This window comes from Bacillus sp. EKM202B, from assembly GCF_011066025.1.
GTDB lineage: Bacteria > Bacillota > Bacilli > Bacillales > Bacillaceae_G > Bacillus_A > Bacillus_A toyonensis.
In genome coordinates this window covers 26940-47404 of record NZ_JAAMNK010000021.1, presented here as the reverse complement: position 1 = coordinate 47404, position 20465 = coordinate 26940, and the positions used below count along the sequence as shown (strand labels likewise).

19 protein-coding genes, 1 pseudogene and 3 other annotated features are annotated in these 20465 nt (G+C 35.2%); of the genes and pseudogenes, 16 read left to right on the top strand and 4 right to left on the bottom strand.

Annotation, left to right across the window (positions count from 1 at the left end):
• Positions 1-47: 47 nt before the first annotated feature.
• The 3 genes from G9F74_RS21405 to G9F74_RS21395 all read left to right on the top strand — a co-directional run bounded on the left by G9F74_RS21405 (position 48) and on the right by G9F74_RS21395 (position 2577).
• Complete coding sequence (locus G9F74_RS21405; RefSeq protein ID WP_016108637.1) at positions 48-1094, top strand: DUF2332 domain-containing protein; 1047 nt, start codon at positions 48-50, stop codon at positions 1092-1094.
• Between the two features lie 111 nt (positions 1095-1205).
• The gene (locus G9F74_RS21400) at positions 1206-1742 is read left to right on the top strand and encodes a DinB family protein (RefSeq protein WP_016108636.1); all 537 of its coding nucleotides are present in this window, start codon (positions 1206-1208) and stop codon (positions 1740-1742) included.
• 289 nt (positions 1743-2031) lie between these two features.
• The gene (locus G9F74_RS21395) at positions 2032-2577 is read left to right on the top strand and encodes an NADPH-dependent FMN reductase (protein WP_016108635.1); all 546 of its coding nucleotides are present in this window, start codon (positions 2032-2034) and stop codon (positions 2575-2577) included.
• Between the two features lie 99 nt (positions 2578-2676).
• Here G9F74_RS21395 and G9F74_RS21390 read toward each other — a convergent pair whose 3' ends face one another.
• A complete protein-coding gene (locus G9F74_RS21390; protein WP_001171007.1) occupies positions 2677-3162 on the bottom strand; it encodes a GNAT family N-acetyltransferase in 486 nt (161 codons plus the stop codon).
• Positions 3163-3213: 51 nt separating this feature from the next.
• The gene (locus tag G9F74_RS21385; RefSeq protein ID WP_016108634.1) at positions 3214-3594 is read right to left on the bottom strand and encodes a VOC family protein; all 381 of its coding nucleotides are present in this window, start codon (positions 3592-3594) and stop codon (positions 3214-3216) included.
• Positions 3595-3774: 180 nt separating this feature from the next.
• Here G9F74_RS21385 and G9F74_RS21380 point away from each other — a divergent pair, with 180 nt between their 5' ends.
• The 4 genes from G9F74_RS21380 to G9F74_RS21365 all read left to right on the top strand — a co-directional run bounded on the left by G9F74_RS21380 (position 3775) and on the right by G9F74_RS21365 (position 7221).
• The gene (locus G9F74_RS21380; RefSeq protein ID WP_000077243.1) at positions 3775-4266 is read left to right on the top strand and encodes a hypothetical protein; all 492 of its coding nucleotides are present in this window, start codon (positions 3775-3777) and stop codon (positions 4264-4266) included.
• 215 nt (positions 4267-4481) lie between these two features.
• Positions 4482-5876, top strand: a complete 1395-nt coding sequence (gene entB, locus G9F74_RS21375) for a cell wall-binding protein EntB (RefSeq protein ID WP_016108633.1) — start codon at positions 4482-4484, stop codon at positions 5874-5876.
• Positions 5877-6080: 204 nt separating this feature from the next.
• Positions 6081-6503 carry an SMI1/KNR4 family protein gene (locus G9F74_RS21370; protein ID WP_016108632.1) on the top strand — a complete coding sequence of 141 codons (423 nt, stop codon included), beginning with the start codon at positions 6081-6083 and terminating at the stop codon, positions 6501-6503.
• 52 nt (positions 6504-6555) lie between these two features.
• Positions 6556-7221: a hypothetical protein gene (locus G9F74_RS21365; RefSeq protein WP_016108631.1), complete on the top strand. Its 666-nt coding sequence runs from the start codon at positions 6556-6558 to the stop codon at positions 7219-7221.
• Positions 7222-7260: 39 nt separating this feature from the next.
• Here the strand turns inward: G9F74_RS21365 and G9F74_RS21360 are convergent, their stop codons facing one another.
• Complete coding sequence (locus tag G9F74_RS21360) at positions 7261-7782, bottom strand: kinase (protein ID WP_016108630.1); 522 nt, start codon at positions 7780-7782, stop codon at positions 7261-7263.
• Positions 7783-7923: 141 nt separating this feature from the next.
• Here G9F74_RS21360 and G9F74_RS21355 point away from each other — a divergent pair, with 141 nt between their 5' ends.
• The 3 genes and pseudogenes from G9F74_RS21355 (at position 7924) to G9F74_RS21345 (ending at position 9311) form a co-directional block, all read left to right on the top strand.
• Positions 7924-8190 (top strand): YfzA family protein, encoded by a 267-nt coding sequence (locus G9F74_RS21355; protein WP_097838270.1) that lies wholly within the window; start codon positions 7924-7926, stop codon positions 8188-8190.
• Positions 8191-8199: 9 nt separating this feature from the next.
• Positions 8200-8739 (top strand): GNAT family N-acetyltransferase, encoded by a 540-nt coding sequence (locus G9F74_RS21350; protein WP_000898791.1) that lies wholly within the window; start codon positions 8200-8202, stop codon positions 8737-8739.
• 41 nt (positions 8740-8780) lie between these two features.
• Positions 8781-9311 (top strand): annotated as a pseudogene (locus tag G9F74_RS21345) (cysteine hydrolase family protein).
• Positions 9312-9439: 128 nt separating this feature from the next.
• Here the strand turns inward: G9F74_RS21345 and G9F74_RS21340 are convergent.
• Positions 9440-9877: a YndM family protein gene (locus G9F74_RS21340; protein ID WP_001013100.1), complete on the bottom strand. Its 438-nt coding sequence runs from the start codon at positions 9875-9877 to the stop codon at positions 9440-9442.
• Positions 9878-10058: 181 nt separating this feature from the next.
• Between G9F74_RS21340 and G9F74_RS21335 the strand changes: the two genes are divergently transcribed.
• The 6 genes from G9F74_RS21335 to aroA all read left to right on the top strand — a co-directional run bounded on the left by G9F74_RS21335 (position 10059) and on the right by aroA (position 20420).
• Positions 10059-13541, top strand: coding sequence for a DUF4020 domain-containing protein (locus G9F74_RS21335; RefSeq protein ID WP_016108627.1), 3483 nt, complete (start codon positions 10059-10061; stop codon positions 13539-13541).
• A gap of 108 nt (positions 13542-13649) precedes the next feature.
• Positions 13650-13886 (top strand) — a binding site (T-box leader).
• A gap of 54 nt (positions 13887-13940) precedes the next feature.
• Positions 13941-14178, top strand: a binding site (T-box leader).
• Positions 14179-14372: 194 nt separating this feature from the next.
• Positions 14373-15449 (top strand): bifunctional 3-deoxy-7-phosphoheptulonate synthase/chorismate mutase, encoded by a 1077-nt coding sequence (locus tag G9F74_RS21330; RefSeq protein WP_001273577.1) that lies wholly within the window; start codon positions 14373-14375, stop codon positions 15447-15449.
• 9 nt (positions 15450-15458) lie between these two features.
• Positions 15459-15678, top strand: a binding site (T-box leader).
• 53 nt (positions 15679-15731) lie between these two features.
• Positions 15732-16904, top strand: a complete 1173-nt coding sequence (gene aroC / locus G9F74_RS21325; RefSeq protein WP_165406243.1) for a chorismate synthase — start codon at positions 15732-15734, stop codon at positions 16902-16904.
• A 16-nt stretch (positions 16905-16920) separates the two neighbouring features.
• Complete coding sequence (hisC, locus tag G9F74_RS21320; protein ID WP_016108626.1) at positions 16921-18021, top strand: histidinol-phosphate transaminase; 1101 nt, start codon at positions 16921-16923, stop codon at positions 18019-18021.
• Positions 18014-19114 (top strand): prephenate dehydrogenase, encoded by a 1101-nt coding sequence (tyrA, locus tag G9F74_RS21315; RefSeq protein ID WP_016108625.1) that lies wholly within the window; start codon positions 18014-18016, stop codon positions 19112-19114. Before hisC ends, tyrA begins: the two co-directional genes overlap by 8 nt.
• A gap of 16 nt (positions 19115-19130) precedes the next feature.
• The gene (gene aroA, locus G9F74_RS21310; protein WP_000664599.1) at positions 19131-20420 is read left to right on the top strand and encodes a 3-phosphoshikimate 1-carboxyvinyltransferase; all 1290 of its coding nucleotides are present in this window, start codon (positions 19131-19133) and stop codon (positions 20418-20420) included.
• The last annotated feature ends 45 nt before the right edge of the window (positions 20421-20465 follow it).

Below are 20465 nucleotides of genomic sequence, written 5' to 3'. Positions count from 1 at the left end.
CTCGGTAATGGTAAGATTATTCTGAAAAAAGAAAAGGAGGGACTTTAATGCGTACAAAAGAGCAAATTTCAAACTTATTTCGAAACTTTTCAATAAAGGAATGTAAAGGGTCAAGTGATTTATATGAATATTTATCAATGAAAATTGCTGAAGATGAGGAAGTACTTACACTATCGTCCTATGCTCAGGTAGGTCAACCAGTCCCAAACTTATTATTAGGTGCAGTACATTATTTATTGCTTGCAGGGAAAGAACATCATTTAAAAACGTATTATAGTAGTTTAGTTGAAAATGCCGAAACAAATTTAGATAAAGCTTTTGATTATTTTAAAGGTTTCTGTAAAGAATACCGAGAAGAAATCATTACTTTGTTACAAACAAAACTCGTTCAAACAAATGAAGTAAGGAGGTGTGCATACTTATACCCAAGTTTCTGTTACATATTTAACAAAGTGAATAAACCAGTAGCATTAATTGAAATTGGGACAAGCTCTGGATTACAATTGTTCTGGGACCAATACCGTTATTCGTACGGAACGGATGAAATGTACGGAAATGTAAATTCAAATGTGCATGTAACTTCTGAAATAAGAGGGGAGAATGTGCCGCGTTTTCTAAAACAAAGTCCGCCTGTCGTAGAAAGAATCGGGCTTGATTTACATGTGAATGATTTACATAATGAGGAAAATTATTTATGGCTACGTGCACTCATTTGGCCAGAACATAAAGAAAGGCTTGAAATGTTTGACCAAGCAGCGACGCTTGTAAAAGAAAAATCAGTGCAATTAATTGAAGGGGACGGTGTAGCGCTTCTTCCGGCCATTGTAAATCAAATAAGGGAAGATGCTGTTATTTGTATTTTCCATACACATGTGGCAAACCAAATACCTGAAAATGTAAAACATACGCTAGAAAAACAAATGAAAGAAATTGGTGCAAAACGTGATGTATTCCACCTATATAACAACATGTGGGATCGTGATCTTCATATTGATTATTATATTAACGGAAACGAATATCGTGAAACTGTTGGGAAAACGGAAGGGCATGGGAGATGGTTTAGTTGGAAGCTTGGGGATGAGTCGCTTTGTTAATGTAATTCTATAGGAAGGGGACCTTTTGTTTTAGAATTTAAATTATCTGATTAATATGATAATACTTTATGATAAGTTGTATATAAAGATAAGATAAAAAGGATGATAAGCATGCAAAAGAGACCAGACGCAAATGAATATAATCCGTATTATTCAACGTACATAAATTTAATACCAAATGGAGATATCATACGTATTCTAGAGCAACAAATGAAGGAAACAAATCTTTTATTGAAAGATATTTCTGATAGTGAGGGACATTTTCGATATGCTCCTAATAAATGGAGTATAAAAGAAGTAATCGGTCATATTGTGGATACTGAACGTATTATGGCATATCGATTGCTTTCCATAGCAAGAGGTGAGACAGCAGAACTTCCTGGCTATAATGACGATATGTATGTTCTTAGAGCAGCTTTTGATAAGCAATCTATGCAAGATCTTCTTGAGAATTTAACAGTTGTTCGCCAATCTACTGTGCATTTGCTTAAAAGTTTAGATAAGGAAGCCTGGTTACAAAGGGGAATCGCGAACAATTCTGAAGTCACGGTTCTTGCATTAGCAAACATTATCGCTGGTCATGAGCTTCATCATCGTCAAATTATAAAAGAACGTTATTTGGGTTCTAATGCATATCCAGCATGTTAAAATAAAAAAATAGTAGTACCTGCAAAAGAAGGAAGAAATGCATACCAAGTGTATATAAACGATAGTATGTTGTCTAAAAAAGAGCTTGAGAAAGTTTTTACTTTCGGTGGTGGAATAGTGCGTGGTATGTAGAGACTAAATGAAAAACGGTGAAAGTAATAACTGATTCGTTTTTTATACTCATAATATTATTATGTAAACAAATTTAACGGATGTACATTTGTTAAATGATTCAATATTTTTGATTTTTCTATGGCTGTATCAGTATGATGTTCTTAGGGGGGATCATATGTGTAAACACAAAAGGGTCATAGCGATTTCAGGAAGTATTAGGGAAGGGTCATCCAACACAAACGTATTAAAAACTTTAGCAGCATTTATTCCAGAAGGTATAGATTACACTATTTATAATGGGATAGGGGAACTACCTCATTTTAATCCGGATGTAGATCGAGTTGGAGCACCGATTGTTGTTGAAAAATTTCGAAAGACATTAAGTGAGGCACATGCACTTATTATTTGTACACCAGAGTACGCAAAAAGTATTCCAGGAGTTTTGAAGAATGCATTAGAATGGCTTGTTTCATCAGCGGAACTTTATAAAAAGCCAGTTGCTATTATAACAGCTTCACCGTCGATTGCTGGAGGGGATAAAGCTCATGAATCATTATTACTTACGCTAGGTATGCTAGATACAATTGTCGTTCAAAATGGTTCGCTATTAATCCCATCAGTGCGCACTAAATTTAGTAATGATGCAAAGGTAACAGATGAGGATACAAAGGAAGCTCTTATCTCTTTAGTTCAAAGTGTAGTAGACGAGATAAAGAAATAATGATTTAGTTCGTATTAAAGTGAAAATGGACTTTTATAATAATAAAAGATAAAAGCAATGCTACGGTTAGTTCAAATGTAGCACTGCTTTTTTATATAGTTAAATATATGTACTCAAAATCTCCCCAGGCAATCCATCAATCTCGCAAACTTTTTCAGATGTAAAACCGAAGTTTAATAATATTTTACGAGAGGGGATATTATTCGGATCAATAATTGCTTTTAATACGTTTACTTCTGTTTGCTTCGCTATATGCATTAATTCCTTTGCAATCGCACTACCATATCTCTTCCCCCAGTATCCTGGCAAAATCATATAACCAATTTCAGCCTCTTTTTCATTTTCCTCACTGAGTGTAACGTGTCCAAGGCCGATATATTCATTTGTAATAGAGTCATACACTTTATAGGAGCCAAATAGCCGATGCTTTTCGTTGCGCTTTAACAATTTTTCAAAGTCATTTTGTGCCTCATCTAACGGAATGGCACGCTCGGTAATTTGCGCCATCACTTCTTCATTTGATACGAGTTGGAAATATTGATTGAAATCTGTTGCTCCATATTTAGTAAAATATAGCTTTTGCATAATATTCCTCCAAACCAATTTTTATTTGTTCTTCAGAAAAGAAAAAGTAAGCTAAATCGTAATTTCAATTTGATTACCTTCCGGATCGCCTATCACACTTTCGTAATATCCATCTCCAGTGAAACGAGGTCCACTTAATAAAGGGTAACCATCATCTTGTAATGTTGTAGTAAATGTATTTACACGTTCTTCACTACCGACAGAAAAAGCCATATGTGCATAGCCAATTATATGAAGGTTAGGCTGGTTTTCTATACCTTTTTTACGCATTAGTTCGATCCTTGCTCCAGATTCGAACGTAATAAAATAAGATTCAAATTGTTTCGCTTCATTATGATATAAAGAGTTTGATTTACCGTTAAAGTATTTTATATAAAAATCACGCATTAATTCTAAATCATTTACCCAAATTGCGATATGTTCAATTTTCATAGGTTCCACCAATCCTATCTGTACTAATTAGGCTTTCACTGTATAAAAACTGTATTTATATTACAAGGGATTTGATTTGGCAAAAAAGATAATTTTTAATTTTTAGTTGTGTCCGTACATACAATGTGTAATTAAGTGAATGACTTACATAGGAATTACAGAAAAGGGTGAATGAGGCTTATGAGTCAATTTGAGCAAATGATGTACGTTGGTGTCATTATGTCTATTGTACTTTCCGTAATGATATTGGGGTCTGTATATTATAATCCTCGTCTATCATTAAATGATTATCCGAAAGATATTCAAAAGGTAGTTCTTCCGAAATCAATTCATGAAAAAAAGCAAACGATTTACTTTAATATTGCATACAATATAATTCTTTTCGGTACTCCTTTCGTTTCTACATATATACTACATCAACAAGAAAAATTATTGTATATTGAAGCTTATTTACATACTTTAGGCATTTTAATGATCTTCAATTTAGTAGATTTAATTATAATTGATTGGCTTATTTTTTGCTGGATTACTCCGAGGTTTGTTGTTATTCCTTGTACGGATGGGATGAAGGGATATAAAGATTACATGTTCCATTTAAGAGGGGCTATAGTCGGTACTTCATTTTTAGCAATTGTAAGTTTATTTCTGGCAGGAATTGCAACGACTATTTAGTAAAAAGAAAAAGGATTAGAAACGTTTATATAAGATAAAGAGATTGATAATTTATAGAATTAAAAATGAGAATTTGATACTATTGGAGTAAAGGGTTTTAATAACAGTATATTAGGCGGTATAAATATATTGTTGCAAATGTTTTGATATTCCGTGAAATTACCTAATTTTATGGGAGCATTTCATAAAACCCAAAAAAAGCAATGGAGGCTAATATGAAAAAAATAATTGGCGCAGCAACAGCAACAGTTTTTGGATTGGGGGCTTTTACTACATCTGCTATCGCAGAAACGATCGTAACAGCGGATGTACTCAACGTACGTGAAAAGCCAACTACGGAATCAAAAGTTATCGAAAAAGTAAAAGAAGGACAAAAGTTAAAAGTAATAAATACCGAAGAAGGATGGTCAAAAATTGATTTAAATGGTAAAGAATTGTTTGTAAGTTCGGAGTTTACAAAAGATATTTATCATGTAACAGCAAACTTGTTAAATGTACGCTCTGAAGCAAACACAGAATCAGAAATTCTTGGTAGACTGAAAAAAGATGATGTAATTGAATCAACGCATCAAGCAAAAGACGGATGGCTACAATTTGAGTATAAAGGAAAAACAGCTTATGCAAATGTTTCTTTCCTATCAAGTACAGCACCAAGTGAAAAGAAAGCTGGAGAGAAAACGAAGCAAGTAGCGAAAGTACAAAAAGCGGTAAAAGCTAAGGAAGAAGCCAAAACGCAGAAAGTAGCAAAAATACAGGAAATAGCAAAAACGAAAGAAACAACAAAAATGCTGGAAGAAGTAAAAGTACAAGAAGTAGCAAAAGGTAAGGAAGAAAAGAAAGTGCAAGAAATAGCGAAGCCTAAAGAAGAAACAAAAGTACAAGAAATAGCGAAGCCTAAGGAAGAAGCAAAAGTAAAAGAGGTAGAAAAAGTTAAAGAAGAAGCGAAAGCCCAAGAAATAGCAAAGGCTAAGGAAGAAGCGAAAGTACAAGAAATAGCAAAGGCTAAGGAAGAAGCAAAAGTAAAAGAGGTAGAAAAAGTTAAGGAAGAAGCGAAAGCCCAAGAAATAGCAAAGGCTAAAGAAGAAGCAAAAGCCCAAGAAATAGCAAGGGCTAAGGAAGAAGCAAAAGCCCAAGAAATAGAAAAGGCTAAGGAAGAAGCAAAAGCCCAAGAAATAGAAAAGGCTAAGGAAGAAGCAAAAGCCCAAGAAATAGCAAGGGCTAAGGAAGAAGCGAAAGCTCGAGAAATAGAAAAGGCTAAAGAAGAAGAGAAAGCAAAAGAAGAATCTAAAAATAACACACAGTCTGCTAAACGTGAATTAACGGTAGTAGCGACAGCATATACTGCTGATCCAAGTGAAAATGGTACATATGGTGGACGCGTTTTAACTGCGATGGGGCATGATTTAACGGTTAATCCGAATATGAGAATTATCGCAGTTGATCCGAAAGTAATTCCTTTAGGATCTAAAGTATGGGTAGAAGGTTATGGAGAAGCTATCGCTGGAGATACCGGAAGTGCGATTAAAGGTAATCGTATTGATGTTTTAATGGGGTCAAAAAGTAAAGCTATGAATTGGGGAAGACAAACCGTTAAAGTGAAAATTCTATAATATATATAGTTATCTAGATAGAAGTCAGTTCTCTTTATTGAGGCTGGCTTTTATTTTTTGAGTTAGTGTGATTCATTGAGAAATTGACAAGAACAGTATGATGGCAACGAAGGGTTAATATATAATGAAATATATAAATTAAATTATTTGCTAAGCACTTTCACTCATATTCGTGTAATTAAGTTCAAAGGATAGGTGTATTGTATGAAAGAAGTAAGAGAAATTATTGAAACAAAGAAACAAGGTGTATTTGAATTGTATATAAAAGAAACCGAAGAAAAGTTAGGTGTTGTTTTCCCGGCACAATATAGAGATCTTTTTAAATTAGTAAATAACGCTGAAATAGGGGAATGGATATTATATCCTATTAAAGATAATAAAAATGTAGCAAAAACTTGGGATGATGTAGTTAGACAAAATATTGAGTTGAGAGATGAATATATATCTGAAGACCTTATAATAATTGGTGACGATGGTTCAGGGGATAAATTGTGCTTTAAAATACATAACGGAATAGTTTGTGATGAAATATATATTTGGTATCACGAAGATGCGGAAATGGAAGAAATAGCCCGAAATTTAAAAGGATTTATTATAGAAACTATGCAGGAAGACGATGCTTTTTAGTGTTAATTAATATTATATGGTGGATCACATTTATATAAAGCGAGGATGGAATATGACAACGGAATTATATGGCGCATATTGCAATGAAAAGAAAGGGTATAGAGTAATCGAAGGGAAAGATTTGTATAATCATTATTTCGGCGATCAAGATTGTCATTTACCAGTATGTAAGTTATGTGGTGAGAAGATGCACCAAATCATTTGTTTTGATTTGAATGATGAGCGGCTTGCTGAACTTAAAAGTGGAGAACTAAATATTTTACCATTAGTTTCATGCTTGAATTGTGCAATGGTGTGGGAGCCACAATATTTCCAATTAAGTAATGGAGGTAAAACAGTTCAAATTATACGGCAAGAAAATACAGAAGAATGGGTAATGGAAGAGGAAGATAAGCTTCCAGTTTCATTACCAAAAACAACTGTAAAGCTTATAAATATGAAAAATGAAGATATACCTACTGATGAGGATAGTTACTGGGAAGCTTTTGACTTGTTCGGTTCAGAATATGTTTGTAGATTATTAGGGGCACCATTATATGAAGATCTTCCAGAGGATTTTGCATGTCCAACTTGCTCTAAAGAAATGAAGTATGTTGCTACAATTACACAAGATATTAAGGAACGGAAACTTATTTCAGTAGTTGATTTCCAGTTCGGGGAAATGAATATATATTTTTATTTATGTAAAGATTGTTCAATTATAAAAACCGAAATATAAAGTACATCACGAAAATAAGACTGACATATTCTGTCGGTCTTATTTTCGTATCGCAACATCATTAAGAATCGCATAAAATATATCTTTTTGCGTAAAAGCATCTGTAAAAACAGTCTCCCTATTCACTACAATTGTATCGTGAGGATTGTACCATTTTCGTAATGAATCCTCTCTAAACTCAATTCGTTTTTCTCTTGTATTATGGCGTCTAATCGTTTCCTCTAATGATAAATCGAAGTAGTATATATACGCGTTTCCATCAAAGTGGTGTATTAATTCTTTCAGCATATCACCGTATCTACGACTGTTTAAAATACCTTCTAAAATAACAAATTCACATTTTCCTTTTCCGTATTTTGTAATTTCGAATAGTAAATCATGAGATAAGTTACCCATTGTGTCGTGTACTTTTAGCATATCTCTACGCACGACATCTTGTGAGACTAATAGTGTACCTTGCCCGAAATGTTCTTGCAGTTCCTTTGCGATTGTTGTTTTGCCACTTGCGGAGTTTCCCCGAAGGATAATTAAAGTTGATTTTTGTATAGGATTAGACATCATATATTTCCCCCAACATCTTTGATTGTATAGAAAATTTTAACAAATAAAGTGAGGAAAGTGTATAATCAATATGATAGAAATAAAAAAGGTGAGAGCTAGATGGAAGATACATTAAATAAAGTGCAGTCGATTTGGAATTGAATTTGGTTTCGGTATTTAGGGGCATTTTTAATTGTACAATTCATTTTTATTATTTGTGATGTTACTGAATGGAAACCAAACTTTAGACTAGGCGGAGAGTTTTTTAATAGAATTTTACATTCTCAATTTTTCACGGAATGGTTCACACCATTTAAAATCTCGCAATTGAATGTATTTACAATATTTTTTGCGATAACATTACTACCATATGCACTAGTAGGTGCAAGTAAAGATGTAATAGTAAAGAAAAATATACAGGAACAATAGAGGTGTCACATGCTTTTTCAAAAAGGAGATTTATTGGTTAGGTACGTAATAGAAGATGACGCACCTATCATGTCTAAATGGTTAACAGACCCAGAAGTTTTGCAGTATTACGAAGGACGCGATAATCCGCAATCTGTAGAAATGGTGCTTACTCATTTTATACATAATCCAAACAGCCATGAAAAAAGATGTTTAATAGAATTTGATGAAGTGCCGATCGGATACATTCAAATGTACCAAGTTGATTCTGAATGGAAAGCGTTATATGGATATGAAGAATCGCAAAATATATGGGGGATGGATCAATTTATCGGAGAACCGACCTTTTGGGGAAAGGGAATCGGAACAAAACTCGTTCAAGCAGCGATTACATATATTGTAGAGAACGTGGGGGCGGAAGCAATCGCAATGGATCCAAAAGTAAATAATGAACGTGCGATAAAGTGTTATGAAAAATGCGGATTTAAAAAAGTGAAGATTTTAAAGGAACATGAACTGCATGAGGGGAAATTAGAAGATTGTTGGATGATAGAATATAAACAACTATAGTGAATATCCAATGGCTTATACAAACAAAGGGGATGAGCGAAATGAAAAAAGCATTAATAGTAATTGATGTACAAGCAGGTATGTATACAGCAGGAATACCAGTACATAATGGGGAAAAGTTTTTAGAAACATTGTAAGAACTCATTGGGGAATGTCGCTCAAATGATATTCCGGTTATGTATGTCCAACATAACGGGCCAAAAGATCACCCGTTAGAAAAAGGGACAGATGGCTGGGAGGTGCATGCGGCAATTGCACCAAAAGAGGGTGATAGTATCGTTGAAAAGACGACGCCAGATTCATTCCATAAAACAAACTTAAACGAAGTGTTACAAGAAAAAGGAATTGAACATGTTATTATTTCAGGCATGCAAACAGAGTACTGTGTGGATACGACAACGCGCAGAGCATGTAGTGAAGGGTATAAAGTAACGTTAGTAAGTGATGCACATAGTACATTTGATACAGATGTGTTACGTGCTGAAGATATTGTGAAGCATCATAACGTAGTGTTTGGAGCGTTTGCTGATGTTGTGACGTTAAAAGATTTGAAAGTGGCTGCCTCTAAATAAGAGGCAGTTTTTTATTTGAAGATAACATATCAAATATTGTTGGTAAGTCTATATAATTTCATGTACCGAAATGATAGTACAGAAAAAGGAGCCCACATGATTAAAAAGGGAGCTCCTTCATCAAGATGTTACTTCTTCTTATCTTTATCCAATACATTCTGTTCTTCAGCAAACTCCGTACCATATGCAAATCGGCGATTAATATGAATATTATCGTTGTGATGTCTTGTGTGTGAGTTAGAGAAGCGATGTACAATTACTTCTGATAATGTGAAGACAATCGCTGAAAGGATACTTCCCCATGCAATTTGCATGTAGTTGTCTAATAAAATATTACCGAAAATCCAAACGCTTAAATACGCTAATAAGAAATCTGTCATAATGGCACCAGTATTGCCAATGCGATTTAAAATAATTTTATCAACGAACATATAAGATACGATTGTCACAAAAAGACTGAATGAAATAATTTGGACGAACGTTGCAGGGAAAAATAAAGCTAGTCCGATACTAAATGCGATAATGCATGATATGAATTTGATAAGTACTACAGTAAAACCATTCAATAGTTACACCTCCGATTTATACATAGTTTTGCAATAAACTCAGGAGTTCATACATTGTAACTAATATATTTAAATAAAACTTTTTCATGTTCGAATTTATGTCTAAATATTAAAAAAATAACAAAAAAATGTTATAGTAAAATGAGAGTATATGACATTTTTAGGTAAGGGGTGAATCCAAATGTGGATTACTTCAGAAGTAGAAATTCCAGATGAGCTAATCGATCATCTTGAACAAGGAAAGTTAGTATTGTTTGTTGGAGCGGGAGTTTCTATGAAAGGGAAATCAAACTTACCGAATTTTGATGATTTAGTTGATGAAATTGCAAAAACTTTATATGTCGAAAAGCGTGAAATAACAGAACCTCATGATTATTATCTTGGTAAAATTGCGAAAACAAAAGATGTACATCAAGTTGCAAAAGACCTAGTTCATATAGAAACGTCAAAACCAAATCCGCTTCATTTTGCAATTCCGAGGTTGTTTCCTTTAGATACAGAAGTTCGCATTGTAACGACGAATTTTGATCGACATTTTACAACTGCGATGAACGAAATGAACAGAGAATTAAGTGTTTATTATGCACCTGCTTTACCTACAGGTAGAGCGTTTAAAGGGCTCGCTTACATACATGGAAATATAGAACAAGAAAAGGAAGCTTTAATTTTAACAGATGGTGATTTTGGAAGGGCTTACTTAACGGAAGGATGGGCGAGAAGATTTTTAGTTGATTTATTCTCCAATTACACCGTTTTATTCGTTGGGTATAGCCATAATGACCCAGTAATGAAATATTTAGCAACTGGTTTACCACCAAGTACAAGGCGCTATGCATTTGTCGCACAAGGAGAAAATACGTATCACTGGGAACATTTAGGGATAAGGCCGATTGTGTATCCGAATAAATCAAATAATCACCAGTCCCTCGTCAAAGCGGTAAAACGCTGGGCGGAATTAATGGGGGATAATTATATTACAAAAAGAATGCGTATTCGTGACATTGTAACAGTGCCACCATCAGTAGAGCAGGAACAATTATCCTACATAAAACAGTCCATTAAAAAAATTGAAACTGTTCGATATTTTGTTGAATTTGCCCGAGATTATGAATGGGTGGAATGGCTTGAAGCAGAGGGGAAATTACGAAATTTATTTTTGCTTACGTCAACCTATGATGAAGTAGATGAATTGCTTGCAGAATGGTTGGTGGAACAATTTCTTTTTAGTCATCAGAAAGAATTATTTCAATTGATTTTTAAAAATCATTCTAAAATATCCCCGTTATTATGGAGAACAATTTGCAGCTATTTAAACGAGACGAAGATCAAAATGGACCCATTGTTGTTTGCAAGATGGACACTCCTTTTATTAGAAACAGCTGAAAAAGATAGTAAATCTATAGAAAAAATCTCTTACTTATTGCAAAAGTGTTCTTTTCCTGAGCATAAAGAAATTGCTTTATTGTTACTAACGTTTATTTTGGACGGAAAACTTAAGTTGAAGCGTGAAAGAAAGTTAGGAAATGATACGCAAGAATCCATTGAACTCGAGGAATCGAGTCGGTTACCGGTGTCTACATTTTCTCATGTGGAGCAAATTTGGAATGAGAAGATGAGACCGCATATTTCTTATTACGCAGTTCCCATTTTGATGATGGGATTAGAGAAGATGCGAATGTTGTCATTAAGACAAACGGCACTGAAAAAAAGAAATAAGGAAAATGTAGAAAAAGAGTTTCATCAAAATGACCTTGCATTTTTAATTCAAATTGTAAAAGAGTGTCTAATCTATTTATGTGAAAACAATGAAAAAAAAGCGAATTATTATATTACAGAAATGATAGAAGCAAATAGTTTGCTTCAAAAGCGAATTGCAATTGATGCGATGAATAAAAATTTATTTGTTAGCGTAGATGATAAAATGAAATGGTTGTTACAGGAAGGGCTTCTTTTAGATGTCACATATAAACATGAGGTGTTTCAACTTTTAAAAAATCATTACGCACATTCTTTAGAAAAAACAAAGGAAGAAGTCATTCAAACTGCAATGAAGCACCTTGCAGAGGAGAGGGCATTTGATGTTTGTTTAGTCTTAGATTTATTATTCACTTGTGATTCAAATAGTCCATCAACAGCACAAGGATACGAGCTAATGAAACAGAAACATCCGCATTTTCATTCTGATCTATACAGTGTACCTAAAAAAAAGGCTATCGAACAAAGTATTACTTGTAATGTAACTGCCGATGGATTACTGCAGCTGAAAGACGATGAAATCATGAACCAAATTCGGCAATTTTCGAATGACGGTGTTTTTGAACAACGTCATTTTTTAGAGATGTTATCAAAGGCATGTAAAGTAAATACAGAGTGGAGTATTTCATTTGCGTACCAATTAGTAGGCATGCATGAAATAAGTAACGAAGTGTGGTTTGTTTGTATTAGAGAGTGGCGAAATAACCGGAGACTGACAAATGAGCAAATCCAAAAAATTATTCCGCTGTTACAGAAATTTGTTAGAAACACTGCGTTTCATTGGTTAATTAGTAGTTTTCTATATGAGATTAGTAATCGATTAGAAGAGTTAGAGGAGAATAGTATACGGTTTGTAAAACGTTTTGCTTTTTCGGTATTTCCTCAAGTTATGAAAAGCGATACAGATTTTAAGATTGGAAAACAAGACTTTTATAACGAATCGATTCAGCATCCTGTTGGAAAAATGACAGCTGTATTATTAAAACTGTTATCATATGATCATTTATACGATCGCAATGTGTATGAATATTTATTTTTATTTGAAGAACAAGTAAGAGTAAGTTCTGAACGGACAAACTTTATGTTTGCGCGTTTAATAGCAGATATTACATTTTTATATCATATTGAGAAACAATGGTGCCGAAAATATTTGTTACCTTACTTAGAATTAAAGAAAGAAAATGAGATTACGAAATATGCTTGGGCAGGTCTATGTTATACGCAAATAAATTTACCTTTATTTACTGAAATGAAGAGGTTTATTAAGTATGCAGTAGAGCATTTAGAAGTTTTACACCCGCATACGAGGGAAGCTTTCTTGAAGTGGCTTAGTTTTGTATTTATAAAATGTGTGCTGTATTGGGAACAAAAAACAGATTGGCTATATCCGTTGCTTATACGAGAAAATGAAGAGAATAAAATTAAATTTATGCAACATTTATGCTATTACGTTAAAACATTAAGTGTAAAAGAACAACAAAAATTTTGGACAGCTTGGCTCAGTATATTTTTACGAGAACGACCAAAAATGGGTGAGATAACAACGAGAGAATATGTAATGATTTTACGTATTATTTTATACATGGATGAAATTTTAGAAAAAGGATTACGTATTATGTCGCGTACATTTATAGATGTAAATGGAGAATGTGCAGGGGAGGAAATGAAACAGTTATTTATTGAAATGTTTGAAAAGAAAGAGAGTATGAAAGCGTATAAAGAAATGTATGCAAATGTCTTTTTCACTTTACTGCAAACACGTCAGGAAGCTGATTTTCTTGAAAATGAAATCATACAAATAAAAAAACGATTAGCCCAGTTTGGAATAGAAAAACACGTATTAAATTTAATAGAAAATGAGATGATTCGCATCGGAATTGTAATGGGGAATTTACAAGAAGAAATATAGGACGAAAGTGGAATTTTAAAAAATATATAAAAAAGATATTGACAGTGTTTTGAAAAGCGTTCTATAATACGAATCATACTTATTCAATTTCAAAAACATTTGAATAAACAAAGTGCAATGAAGAGATCACAGTAGTGGTTAGTCTTACTGTAACAGAGAGCTGGTGGTTGGTGTGAACCAGTACAGGGATAATCATGAATTACAGTCTTGGAGCATCTTTTTCGTAGTAAAGATAGGATTGTCTTTATGAAGAAAGGGCGGTCAATTGATCGTTAACAGTGAAGAGAGGTAGACGGAAAGTTAGTCTACAACTAGGGTGGTACCGCGATAAATATCGTCCCTACTGATTTATTCAGTAGGGACTTTTTGTATTTTAGTGGTCCAACTTGAAAATAAAATAGTCATGCATTGAAAGGAAAAGCAGTAGTTGTTGTTTCCCTGTAACAGAGAGCTGGTGGTTGGTGCGAACCAGTACAAAAACAAGAGCGAATTACAGTCCTGGAGCATCTTTTTCGTAGTAAAGATAGTATTTGTCTTTATGAAGGGAAAGACGGTCACATTGATCGTTAACAAGGAAGAGAGGTAGACGAAAGAAGTCTACAACTAGGGTGGTACCGCGATAAATATCGTCCCTACTGATTGGATCAGTAGGGCTTTTTTGTACAAAAAAAGTGGTTTTCAGCTAGTAGATAGTGTCTTTGTGGTAATTATTAGTTTAAGATAAGAAGAGGTATCGATTCCACTTTAAATTTGTATAATTAACCAGTTCAGAAAATAGAGAATTTTTTATTCTCTTACTATACTTTTAAAACATTAGAGGAGGATTTCCAAATGGCAAATCATGAATTAGATCAATTACGTAAACAGGTAGATGAAATTAACTTACAACTATTACACCTTTTAAACAAACGTGGTGAAATCGTTCAAAAAATCGGGGAGCAAAAGCAAGTACAAGGTACGAAACGCTTTGATCCAGTACGTGAGCGTGAAGTACTTGATATGATCGCAGAGCATAACGAAGGACCATTCGAAACGTCAACAGTTCAACATATTTTCAAAACAATCTTCAAAGCTAGCTTGGAATTACAAGAAGATGATAACCGTAAGGCGTTATTAGTATCACGTAAAAAGAAACAAGAAAATACAATCGTTAATGTAAAAGGTGAATTGATTGGGGACGGAACACAAACGTTCATCATGGGGCCTTGTGCAGTAGAAAGCTTAGAGCAAGTTCGCCAAGTAGGGCAAGCTATGAAAGACCAAGGCTTAAAATTAATGCGCGGTGGTGCTTTCAAACCGAGAACATCTCCATATGATTTCCAAGGTTTAGGAGTAGAAGGGTTACAAATTTTACGCCAAGTAGCAGATGAGTTCGACTTAGCGATTATTAGTGAAATTTTAAATCCGAACGATGTTGAAATGGCATTAGAATACGTTGATGTAATTCAAGTTGGCGCACGTAACATGCAAAACTTCGATTTACTACGAGCTGTAGGTAAAGTTAATAAGCCAGTATTACTAAAACGTGGATTAGCAGCAACAATTGATGAGTTCATTAATGCAGCAGAATACATTATTGCGCAAGGTAATGACCAAATTATTCTTTGTGAGCGCGGTATCCGCACATACGAAAGAGCAACACGTAACACATTAGACATTTCTGCAGTACCGATTTTAAAGAAAGAAACACATTTACCAGTTATCGTTGACGTAACACATTCAACTGGACGTAGAGATTTATTATTACCAACAGCGAAAGCGGCACTTGCTATTGGAGCTGATGCAGTAATGGCTGAAGTTCATCCAGATCCAGCAGTTGCATTATCAGATTCTGCACAACAAATGGACATTCCAGAATTCCATAGATTCATGGATGAGTTAAAAGGTTTCAAAAATAAATTATCTTAATTCCATATCATATATGCGCTGAAGAGGAAACAGTAGTGCTTATCTCACTGTTATAGAGAGCTGATGGTCGGTGTGAATCAGTACAAAGATAAGCATGAATTACAGCCTTGGAGCATCTTTCCCGACAACTTTTGGAGGGGAGGACGGTCAAACGATCGTTAAAGAAGAAGAGAGGTAGACGATAGTTGTCTACAACTAGGGTGGTACCGCGATAAACATCGTCCCTACTGAGCGCTCAGTAGGGACTTTTTTGTACAAAAAAATAGTAAAGGGGCAAAAGAAATGAGATACATTACAGCTGGAGAATCACATGGTCCGCAGTTAACAGTTATTTTAGAAGGTGTACCGGCAGGTTTAACATTAACAGCGGAACATATTAATAAGGAATTATTAAGAAGACAAAAAGGACATGGGCGCGGAAGACGCATGCAAATTGAAACAGATACAGTTGAAATTGTAAGTGGTGTTCGTCACGGGATGACACTTGGCTCACCGATTACGTTAATCGTAAAAAATGATGATTTCAAACATTGGACGAAAGTAATGGGTGCAGACCCGATTTCAGAGCAAGAAAGTAAAGAAATGAAACGCACAATTACAAAACCACGTCCAGGACATGCAGATTTAAACGGAGCTATTAAATACGGTCATCGTGATATAAGAAACGTATTAGAGCGCTCATCTGCAAGGGAAACGACAGTTCGTGTAGCTGCTGGAGCAGTTGCGAAACAAATTTTGAAAGAGTTAGGTGTGGAAATTGCAGGGCATGTGCTTGAAATTGGTGGGGTGCAAGCGAAGCATATTTCCAACTTATCAATTGAAGAGATTCAAACGATAACTGAAAATTCACCTGTTCGATGTTTAGATAAAGAAGTAGAACAAGAGATGATGGATGCGATCGATAATGCAAAAAGTAGTGGAGATTCAATCGGTGGTATTGTCGAAGTCATTGCAGAAGGTATGCCAATTGGTGTTGGTAGTTACGTTCATTACGATCGTAAATTAGATGCAAAACTCGCTGGTGCTATTATGAGTATTAATGCATTTAAAGGTGCTGAAATTGGTGTTGGTTTTGAAGCGGCAAGACAGCCAGGAAGTAAAGTGCACGATGAAATCCTTTGGGATGAAGAAAAAGGATACACGAGAAAAACGAATAATGCCGGCGGTTTAGAAGGTGGTATGACAACGGGAATGCTGATTGTTGTAAGAGGTGTTATGAAGCCGATTCCTACATTATACAAACCGTTAGCAAGCGTTGATATTGATACGAAAGAAGCATTCCAAGCGAGTATTGAAAGATCTGATAGTTGCGCAGTACCAGCAGCAGGTGTAGTAGCTGAATCTGTTGTGGCATGGGAACTTGCAGATGCACTAGTCGAACAATTCGGAAAAGATCGTATGGAATTATTAAAGCAAAACATTACAGAACATAACAAATACGCAAAAGAATTTTAAAAAAGGTGGGTTTAACATGCAAGTAAAAGATCAACTATCATCCTTACAACCATATAAACCAGGTAAATCACCAGAACAAATGAAAGAAGTGTACGGAGATCATTCGTTTGTGAAATTAGCATCAAATGAAAATCCATTCGGTTGTTCGCCACGAGTGTTAGAAGAGTTGCAAAAATCGTGGTTAGAACATGCTTTATATCCTGACGGAGGTGCTACAACGCTCCGTCAAACAATTGCAGAGAAATTACAAGTTCAAATGGAACAAATACTTTGCGGTAGTGGTTTAGATGAGGTCATTCAAATAATAAGTCGCGCCGTACTTCGAGCTGGAGATAACATCGTAACGGCAGGTGCAACATTCCCACAGTACCGTCATCATGCAATTATTGAAGGTTGTGAAGTGAAAGAAGTTGCTTTAAATAACGGTGTATACGACTTAGATGAAATTTCGTCAGCAGTTGATAACAATACGAAAATCATTTGGCTTTGTAATCCGAACAACCCTACAGGCACATATGTGAATGAGCAAAAATTGACTCAGTTCATTGAAAGCATTAGTGAAAATACGTTAATTGTCATTGATGAAGCGTACTATGAATACGTAACAGCAAAAGATTTCCCTGAGACATTACCGCTTCTAGAAAAACATAACAACATTCTTGTACTTAGAACGTTTTCTAAAGCGTACGGATTAGCATCTTTCCGCGTTGGTTATGCGATTGGACAGGAAGAGTTAATCGAGAAATTAAATGTCGTACGTTTGCCATTTAACGTATCTTCATTAGCGCAAAAAGCAGCAACGATTGCTTTTAACGATGAAGCGTTTATTGAAGAAATTGTACGTGTTAATACAGAGGGAATACAACAATACGAAAGTTTTTGTAAGGAAAACGAATTTCCATTTTATCCGTCACAAACAAACTTCATCTTCTTACCGGTAGAGAATGGTGGAGAGATTTATGAAGCTTGTGCACACGCAGGGTTTATTATTCGTCCGTTCCCGAATGGTGTCCGTATTACAGTCGGCACAAGGGAGCAAAATGAAGGAGTGATTTCAGTGTTAAAACTACACTTTGAAAATAAGAAAAATAAGTCTCGAGATGAGGCAAATGTGTAAAAAGGTAGTATTAATTGGAACAGGCTTAATAGGAGGTTCTCTCGCATTAGCAATTAAGAAAGAGCACGATGTAACGATAACAGGTTATGACATATTTCAAGAGCAAGTAGAGCGTGCGAAAGAATTACACGTAGTAGATGAAGTAGCAGTAGATTTACAGCGTGCATGTGAAGAGGCACATTTAATTGTTTTTGCTTCTCCAGTTGAAGAAACGAAGAAGTTATTACACAAATTAGCGTCATTTCGTTTACGAGAAGATGTGATAGTGACCGATGTTGGTAGTACAAAAGGAACAATTATGAACGAAGCGGAAGCTTTATTTTCAAAGGAAATTTCTTTCATTGGTGGACATCCGATGGCAGGTTCTCATAAAACTGGGGTTGAAAGTGCAAAAGCACATTTATTTGAAAATGCATTTTACATTTTAACACCGATGAACCATGTGCCAAATGAACAAGTGGAAGAACTAAAAGGTTGGTTAAAGGGAACGGGGTCTCATTTTCTCGTTTTAAATACAGAAGAGCATGATTATGTAACAGGGATCGTTAGTCATTTTCCGCATCTTATCGCAGCAGGGTTAGTCAAGCAAGTGGAGAAACATGCAGGAGATAATCCGCTCATTCATCAGCTAGCTGCAGGCGGATTTAAAGACATTACACGCATTGCATCTAGTAGCCCGAAAATGTGGAGTGATATTGTAAAGCAAAATCGTGAGCATTTAATGGTAGTATTAAAAGAGTGGATCTCTGAAATGGAAGAATTATATGATACTGTTTCTACTGGAGATGCAGGCGAGATTCAAAACTATTTTGCAGATGCGAAAGAATACCGTGATTCTTTACCAGTACGAAAAAGAGGGGCAATTCCTGCCTATCACGACTTATACGTCGATGTTTTAGATAAAGTAGGGGCATTGGCTCATATTACGAGTATTTTGGCGCGTGAAGAAATTAGTATTACGAACTTGCAAATATTAGAAGCGCGAGAAGGATTGCTTGGCGTATTACGCATTAGCTTCCAAAGAGAAGAAGATCGTATGAAAGCGAAACTAGCGCTTAGAGAAGAAGAATACCAAACTTATGAAACAATTTAAATGAGAAGGTGAAAACATGAAAGAAAGAACGATACAACCTATAAATAGCGGATTGAACGGCAACATTACAATTCCAGGTGATAAGTCCATTTCACATCGTGCTGTTATGTTCGGCGCAATTGCAGAAGGAAAAACGACAATTAAAGGTTTCTTGCCCGGTGCAGACTGTTTAAGTACGATTTCGTGCTTTAAGGAAATGGGAGTAGAAATCACGCAAAATGGTGATGAAGTAACTGTAGTCGGAAAAGGAATTGAAGGCTTACAAGAACCGAAAGCTGTATTAGATGTTGGTAATTCTGGTACAACGATACGATTAATGTCAGGAATATTAGCAAATACACCATTTTTCTCTTGCGTACAAGGTGATGCGTCTATCGCAAAAAGACCGATGAAACGTGTTACAAATCCATTAAAACAAATGGGCGCAAAAATTGATGGCCGAGAAGAAGGAACGTTTACGCCGCTCACAATACGTGGCGGAGATTTAAAAGCAATTGAGTATATTTCTCCTGTTGCAAGTGCACAAGTAAAGTCAGCTATTTTACTTGCAGGTCTTCGGGCAGAAGGTGTAACAGCTGTTACAGAACCACATATTTCGCGTGATCACACGGAAAGAATGCTTGAAGCATTCGGTGTTAACGTAACTCGTGAGGGAAAAACAGTGAAACTTGCAGGTGGACAGAAGTTAACAGCGACAGACGTTCAAGTACCAGGTGACGTATCATCAGCAGCATTTTTCTTAGTAGCGGGAGCAATTATTCCAAATAGTAAACTAGTATTACAAAATGTAGGAATGAATCCAACTCGTACAGGTATTATTGATGTTTTAGAGACAATGGGTGCTACATTTACTGTAGAGCCGATTAACGAAGGGGCATCAGAACCAGCTGCAAACATTACGATTGAAACATCTTCATTAAAAGGAATTGAAATTGGTGGGGATATTATTCCAAGACTAATCGATGAAATTCCAGTTATCGCTTTAGCGGCAACACAAGCAGAAGGTATTACAGTTATTAAAGATGCACACGAGTTAAAAGTAAAAGAAACGAACCGTATTGATACAGTCGTTGCGGAGTTAACGAAACTAGGAGCTCGCATAGAAGCAACTGATGATGGCATGATTATATACGGAAAATCAGCTCTAAAAGGCAGTACAGTAAATAGTTACGGTGATCACCGCATCGGAATGATGCTTGCGATTGCTGGCTGTCTAGCAGAGGGAAAAACAACAATTGAAGATGCAGAAGCAGTAGGCGTATCATATCCTACATTCTTTGAAGAACTTCAAAAGTTAGCAAAATAAGGTGATGAGAAGCAGATACATTATGTATCTGCTTTTTTATGTTAG